Here is a 6,597-nt window from a genome sequence, read left to right as displayed (position 1 = left end):
GGCGCAGCCAGCCGTGCCGGGCGAGCAGCGCGCCGAGTACCGCGGGGTCGGCCCGCGCGGGGTCCGGGCCCTCGCAGCCGCCTCTGATCCCCGGTCCTTCGACCGGGTGCGGACGTACGGGTTCGTCGAGCGGGCGGTGCTGCATCAGGGTCTCCCTCCGGCCCCGACACGGGTCATGATCTCGCAGAGTGCTCGGTCGTCGAATATCCGCGAGGTCGGGATCCGCACGGTGGTCCTGTGCCGGCCCGTCACCGGGTGGCCTGCCAGGTTGGTCCAGTAACAGCAGTGCCGCAGATCGAGCCGGTCGGGACCGGCCCGCAGCCAGTCGTCCCGGGTCCGCGGCACCAGCATCACGACAAGGATCTTGTGCACCGAGACAGGTGTCCGGGCGAGCTTCACCAGATGGGCGTTGTCGAGCGTGAAGGAGAAGGCCGCGCCCGGCGGGTCGGGGGCGATCTGGTAGGTGCATTTCAGCTGCACCTTGATGGTCACTTCGTCGTCCACGGTGTGGTCGGGGGCTCCATGGCTCACATGCCAGTCGATCCCGTTGTCCGGGAAGGGCTGGGACAGCGAACATCCCGAAGCGGCCGCGACCGCGTGCAGATATCCCACCTGAAAGGTCTCCATACAGGCGGTGGTGGCGAGCGAACCGCGCAGCAGCGCGAGCCGCTCGGGCACCAGGGGGCCCCGTTCGGGCTGCGTGAGCGCCATGGCTGTGGTGTGCCTTCCGGACTGTGCCGATACCGGGCCGGTCCATTTCCGGCGACGGGCCGTCAATGTCCGCGCCCGTCACCTGTGTTGTCTCCGGTCGGCGTATGTCGCAAACAGCCGGGTATCACCGGATCGGGTGGATGTCACACACCATCTGCCAAGTGAGTGCGAGGAGTTGGGACATGCCGTGCTGGTTCGAAGGACCCCTGGCCGCTTTTGACACCGAGACGACGGGTGTGGACGTGGAGGAGGACCGCATCGTGTCCGCCGCGCTGGTCGTGCAGGACGCCGCGGGAGGGCGGCCGCGCACCACCCGCTGGCTGGTGAATCCGGGTATCCCGGTTCCCGCGGGCGCCACCGAGATCCATGGTCTGACCGATCTCCATCTGCAGCGCAACGGCCGCTGGCCGTCCCCCGTGGTGGCGGAGATAGCCAAGGCGCTGGCCGAGCAGTGCGCGGCGGGCCGCCCCCTGGTGGTCATGAACGCGCCCTTCGACCTGACGCTGCTGGACCGGGAGTTGAGGCGCCACCGCGCCTCGTCGCTCGGCCGCTACCTCGGGGATTCACCGCTGCGGGTACTGGACCCGCGTGTCCTGGACAAACACCTGGACCGCTACCGCAAGGGCCACCGCACCCTGACGGATCTCTGCGAGCAGTACGAAGTCCGGCTGGACGGCGCCCATGACGCGGCCGCGGACGCGCTGGCCTCACTGGAGCTCGTACGGTCGATAGGGCGCCGGTTCGCGGGGCGCCTGGAGCGGCTGACGCCCGGTGAACTGCACACACTGCAGACGACCTGGCACGCGGCCCAGGCGCGCGGGCTGCAGGCGTGGTTCACCCGGCAGGGCACGCCGGAGGCCGTGGACCCGTCGTGGCCACTGCGTCCCGAACTCTCCGCGGTGGCCTGACCGTACGCATGAGAAAGGCCGGTCCGCTGTGACGGACCGGCCTGCACCCGGTGGGCGATACTGGGTTCGAACCAGTGACCTCTTCGGTGTGAACGAAGCGCTCTCCCACTGAGCTAATCGCCCGGGAACGGACTGAACCATACAGGGCGCGCGGGCCCTGGTTCAAACTCTTGCAGCGGTCCCGGCCGCCCACTCCGAGCGCACGGTTCACGGTGCGGCGGAGCCGGAATCCCGGCCCGCGGTGAATCGTTTGAGGCGGAATGGCTCCGGGGCGGCCTGATGCCGTCATGGAGCAGGAACGCCGATGACCCGGAGGCGGTGAAGCCTCCGGGCCATCGGAACCGGACGGTGGGCGATACTGGGTTCGAACCAGTGACCTCTTCGGTGTGAACGAAGCGCTCTCCCACTGAGCTAATCGCCCGGGCGCAGGGAAAACATTACCGCATGTCCCGGGCCGCTCAGGACCACCCCGGAGTCACTGGTGGATCTTGCCCGGCGTCGCTCGCGGATCTCGCCCGCGGCCGCTCGGGACGGACCCGGCCGGGACGAGGCCCGCCCGTCGGGAAGAGGCCCGCCCGTCGGCCCGGACCGACGAACCCGGCCGGGAAGCCCCCCCCCACCCGGGAAGCACCCCGTCCGGAGGCCCGGACGCGGCGCCCGGGCCTCCGGACGGACGCCGGGACCCCGGAGGCCGCAGACCTCACTCCGAGGGCGCACCCGCGCCACTCACGCCCGCCCCGCCCCGGCCCGCCCCGTCGAGACGCTCCGCCGACGAGTCGCTCACTCTCCGCATGCGCACCTCCCGGCCCACCCGACCGGACAGGACCGGAGTCGCCACTCCGGGCGTCACCCGTTTGCCGTAATCTCACAAACCCACACTCAGCCGTACAGGGGACCTTAAGAGCCACAAATCGGTCAGAGGGGTTTACAACGGCACCGTAGGTGGCATGTCGATTTCGCCGACGTGCGAATCCCCGAGCGCACACTGAGCGAAAGGCCCTGGCGCTTATGAACACCACGGTCAGCTGCGAGCTGCACCTGCGCCTCGTTGTGTCGAGCGAGTCATCACTGCCTGTACCCGCGGGCCTGCGGTATGACACGGCCGATCCGTATGCCGTGCATGCCACCTTCCACACCGGAGCCGAAGAGACCGTGGAGTGGGTCTTCGCCCGCGATCTCCTCGCAGAGGGTCTGCACAGGCCCACCGGCACCGGCGACGTCCGAGTCTGGCCGTCGCGCAGTCACGGTCAGGGCGTGGTCTGCATCGCCCTGAGTTCTCCGGAAGGAGAAGCTCTGCTCGAAGCCCCTGCGAGGGCCCTGGAGTCGTTCCTCAAGCGGACCGACGCCGCCGTGCCACCCGGTACGGAACACCGTCACTTCGACCTCGACACCGAGCTCTCGCACATTCTGGCCGAAAGCTGAGCCAGGCCGCGAGAGGCCCGGTGCCGTCCGACTCGGGGCGACGGCACCGCGCAGACAACGACATACGCCAGAAGCCGGGCGCCGTACCCGCGGAATCCACCGCGGGGCGGCGCCCCGGTGCGTCCGGGGCCGGAACGGCGAGGCACTAGAGTCGGCGAGCATCGGCGGGCGCCGGCCCGCCGCAGGCCAGGGAGTGCATCGTGCTGATCCCCCACGACACCCGGATCGCCCTCGACGTGGTGGTCAGTCTGGTGAACACCGCGCCGGAAGGCACGGACACCGACCCGCTCGCCGACATCGAGGGGCTGTACGCCTTCGTACGCGACTACGACCTGAGCGGCGTGGGGCAGCTCGGCGAGGCCGACCGGCAGGCCGTCATCGGGGTACGCCGGCAGTTCGCCGATGTGTTCGCCGCCCCCGGCCCGCACGCGGCGGCCGCGCTCGTCAACCGGCTCGTCGCATCGGCGGGCACGACCCCCCAGCTCACGGACCACGACGGCTACGACTGGCATGTCCACTACTTCGCCCCCGGCGCCTCGGTCGCGGACCACCTCGCGGCCGACGGCGGTATGGCGCTCGCCTTCATCGTCGTCGCGGGCGAGCAGGAACGGCTGCGCCGCTGCGAGGCGCCGGACTGCGGACACGCCTTCGTCGATCTCTCACGCAACCGCTCCCGCAGGTACTGCGACAGCCGCACCTGCGGCAACCGGCTGCATGTCGCCGCCTACCGCGCCAGACGGAAGGCCGCCGCGAGCTGACGCGCGCCCTCACCGCCCTCACAGCAGGAACAGATCGTGCACGGCCGCCATGAGCAGCAGACAGCAGATCACCCCGAGGAAGATCATCAGGGGCGGCTGGGAGAGCGCGAAGAGACAGCCACGCGGCTCGGGGGCAGGGGTGGGGACGGCGGCATCGTCCCGGGGGGTATCCAGCATCTCGGGCCGATGATGACGCAACGGGGCTGTTTTTACTGACCAACACGCATATGTATGCGGGCAGTTCGCCGGATCCCGTGACCGCCCGTCCGGCCGTACGTGCGGGTGCCGGACGTCAGTGCGGCAGGATGCTGGACGCCCGGACGACGAGTTCGGGCTGGAGCATCACACCGCGGTGCAGATGCTCGCCGTCGCCCGCGTACCCGGCCTCCTCCAGGAGGAGTTCGGCCGCCATCCGCCCCATCAGCACCGCGGGCTGGCGTACCGAGGTCAGCGGCACCGCTGCGGCCGCGGCGAACTCGATGTCGTCGTAACCGACGATGGCCATGTCCTGCGGCACCTTGACGCCTGCCGCGTACAGCGACTGGAGCACGCCGAGCGCCAGCAGGTCGTTCACGCAGAAGACCGCCGTCGGGCGCGGCGCAAGACCGACCAGCCTGGCACCGGCGTCCCGGCCGGCCGCCACGTCGAGCCGCCCCGTGGAGATCTCCACCAGGGCATCGGGCGGGAGCCCCGCCTCGTCGAGCGCGGCCAGCGCGCCCTTCCTGCGGTCCTGGATCTGGCGCAGCTCCGGAGGCCCGGTGACGAAGGCGATCGACCGGTGCCCCGCGGCGACGAGATGGCGTACGGCGAGGGTGCCGCCGTGGACGTCGTCGACCGAGACCGCGCAGGAGGTGGCGCCGGACGCCACCCGGTCGACCAGCACCGAGGGAATGCCGTGCCGGCCGAAGTCCTCCAGGCTCTTGCCTGTCGGGTCGGCCGGGGTGACCAGCACCCCCAGCACCCGCTGTTCGGCGAAGAGCGAGAGATAGGCGGCCTCCTCCGCCGGGCTCTGGTCGCTGTTGCAGACCATGACGCCGAGTCCGGCTGCGCGGGCTGCCCGCTCCGCCCCGCGGGCGATGTCCACGAAGAAGGGGTTACCCATGTCGAGCACGAGCAGCGCCACGATCCTGCTGCTGCCGGCCCGCAGCTGCCTGGCCGACTCGCTCCGTACGTAACCGAGTTCGGCGATGGCCGCCTGTACCCGGGCACGGGTCTCCGGTGAGACGGAGGCCGGCCGGTTGATGACGTTGGACACGGTGCCGACCGAGACGCCCGCACGTCTGGCCACGTCCTTGATGCCTGCCACGTCTGTCCCACCTGCTGTACCTGGCTGTGTCCGGGCCGACCCGGATGGCGCCCGGCCGCCCGCACGGAGTGCGCTCATCGTACGGTCGCGCCCGCGCTCGGGCGAGACGGGTGGACACCCCGACCCGGCGAGCCGTTCCGCGCACACCCGCGGCAGCCGGTCCGCCGCGGACTGAATTGTTCCAACCGCACAGCTCCGGCTGCTGCCCCGGGGTGCGCCAAGGCTTGACGCGGCTGGGTGCCGCTACTAGCTTCACCGCTCAATGAATCGATTCATTGAAGGGGTTGGGCATGCCTGAACTCTCGGCCGTGAAGGCCGCGCTGGCGTCACAGACCATCGAGACCCCGTCCTGGGGTTACGGGAACTCCGGCACCCGCTTCAAGGTGTTCGCGCAGCCAGGCGTGCCCCGCGACCCGTTCGAGAAGCTGGACGACGCCGCACAGGTTCATGCCTTCACCGGAGTGGCCCCCCGGGTCTCCCTGCACATCCCCTGGGACCGGGTCGACGACTACGCCGCTCTGGCCGCGTACGCCAAGGAGCGCGGGCTGACCCTGGGCGCGGTCAACTCCAACGTCTTCCAGGACGACGACTTCAAGCTGGGATCGGTCACGCATCCCGACCCGGCGGTGCGGCGCAAGGCGGTGGCGCATCTGCTGGAGTGCGTCGGCATCATGGAGGCCACGGGCTCGTCCGATCTGAAGCTGTGGTTCTCCGACGGCACCAACTACCCGGGCCAGGACGATGTGGCGGCCCGCCAGGACCGGCTGGCCGAGGCCCTCACGACCGTGTACGAGCGGCTCGGCGAGGGACAGCGGATGCTCCTGGAGTACAAGCTCTTCGAGCCCGCCTTCTACGCCACGGACGTCCCCGACTGGGGCACGGCGTACGCCCACTGCCTGAAGCTCGGCCCGAAGGCGAAGGTCGTCGTGGACACCGGGCACCACGCTCCCGGGACCAATATCGAGTTCATCGTCGCCGTGCTGCTGCGCGAAGGGAAGCTGGGGGCCTTCGACTTCAACTCCCGCTTCTACGCGGACGACGACCTGATGGCGGGGGCCGCCGACCCCTTCCAGCTCTTCCGGATCATGCACGAGGTCGTCAGGAACGGCGGCCTGGAACCGGCGGCCCAGGTCAATTTCATGCTCGACCAGTGCCACAACATCGAGGCCAAGATCCCGGCCGTCATCCGCTCGGTGATGAATGTCCAGGAGGCGACGGCGAAGGCGCTCATGGTCGACGCCGACGCGCTGGGGGCCGCGCAGCGCTCGGGGGACGTGCTCGGTGCGAACGCCGTGCTGATGGACGCGTACAACACCGATGTCAGGCCGCTGCTCGCCGGGATCCGCGAGGAGAGCGGGCTGCACCCCGACCCGGTCGCCGCCTATCTGGCCTCGGGCAGGCAGCAGCGCATCGCCGCCGAGCGCGTGGGGGGCACCCAGGCCGGCTGGGGGGCCTGACCGGCGGGGCCGGTGCGGGCCGGCGACCGCGCACC

At 70.4% G+C, this 6,597-nt stretch carries 7 protein-coding genes and 2 tRNA genes; 4 read left to right on the top strand and 5 right to left on the bottom strand.

Annotated elements, in window-relative coordinates; translation table 11 throughout:
- Positions 1 to 144: 144 nt before the first annotated feature.
- Positions 145 to 711, bottom strand: a complete 567-nt coding sequence (locus tag G3I19_RS33245; protein WP_164267432.1) for a DUF4365 domain-containing protein — start codon at positions 709 to 711, stop codon at positions 145 to 147.
- Positions 712 to 893: 182 nt separating this feature from the next.
- On the opposite strand from G3I19_RS33245, the gene G3I19_RS33240 reads away from it, so the two are divergent.
- A complete protein-coding gene (locus tag G3I19_RS33240; protein ID WP_164267433.1) occupies positions 894 to 1,619 on the top strand; it encodes a 3'-5' exonuclease in 726 nt (241 codons plus the stop codon).
- A 51-nt stretch (positions 1,620 to 1,670) separates the two neighbouring features.
- Here the strand turns inward: G3I19_RS33240 and G3I19_RS33235 are convergent.
- Together G3I19_RS33235 and G3I19_RS33230 are read right to left on the bottom strand one after the other, a co-directional pair.
- Positions 1,671 to 1,742: transfer RNA gene (locus G3I19_RS33235), tRNA-Val, on the bottom strand.
- Between the two features lie 226 nt (positions 1,743 to 1,968).
- Positions 1,969 to 2,040 (bottom strand) — tRNA-Val (locus G3I19_RS33230).
- A 587-nt stretch (positions 2,041 to 2,627) separates the two neighbouring features.
- Here G3I19_RS33230 and G3I19_RS33225 point away from each other — a divergent pair.
- Both G3I19_RS33225 and G3I19_RS33220 read left to right on the top strand, forming a co-directional pair.
- Positions 2,628 to 3,041 (top strand): SsgA family sporulation/cell division regulator, encoded by a 414-nt coding sequence (locus tag G3I19_RS33225; protein WP_003959770.1) that lies wholly within the window; start codon positions 2,628 to 2,630, stop codon positions 3,039 to 3,041.
- A 200-nt stretch (positions 3,042 to 3,241) separates the two neighbouring features.
- The gene (locus tag G3I19_RS33220; protein ID WP_164267431.1) at positions 3,242 to 3,799 is read left to right on the top strand and encodes a CGNR zinc finger domain-containing protein; all 558 of its coding nucleotides are present in this window, start codon (positions 3,242 to 3,244) and stop codon (positions 3,797 to 3,799) included.
- An 18-nt stretch (positions 3,800 to 3,817) separates the two neighbouring features.
- Here the strand turns inward: G3I19_RS33220 and G3I19_RS37085 are convergent, their stop codons facing one another.
- Both G3I19_RS37085 and G3I19_RS33215 read right to left on the bottom strand, forming a co-directional pair.
- Positions 3,818 to 3,976 (bottom strand): hypothetical protein, encoded by a 159-nt coding sequence (locus G3I19_RS37085; protein ID WP_203600874.1) that lies wholly within the window; start codon positions 3,974 to 3,976, stop codon positions 3,818 to 3,820.
- A 115-nt stretch (positions 3,977 to 4,091) separates the two neighbouring features.
- Positions 4,092 to 5,105: a LacI family DNA-binding transcriptional regulator gene (locus tag G3I19_RS33215; RefSeq protein ID WP_343235285.1), complete on the bottom strand. Its 1,014-nt coding sequence runs from the start codon at positions 5,103 to 5,105 to the stop codon at positions 4,092 to 4,094.
- Between the two features lie 290 nt (positions 5,106 to 5,395).
- Here G3I19_RS33215 and rhaI point away from each other — a divergent pair, with 290 nt between their 5' ends.
- On the top strand, positions 5,396 to 6,562 hold the full coding sequence (gene rhaI / locus G3I19_RS33210) for an L-rhamnose isomerase (RefSeq protein WP_164267429.1): 1,167 nt from the start codon (positions 5,396 to 5,398) through the stop codon (positions 6,560 to 6,562).
- Positions 6,563 to 6,597 lie beyond the last annotated feature (35 nt).

This window comes from Streptomyces sp. SID10853 (assembly GCF_010548145.1).
In the GTDB taxonomy this organism is placed as follows: domain Bacteria; phylum Actinomycetota; class Actinomycetes; order Streptomycetales; family Streptomycetaceae; genus Streptomyces.
Note: the sequence above shows the minus strand (reverse complement) of the source record. Positions and strands in the feature narration are given on the sequence as shown.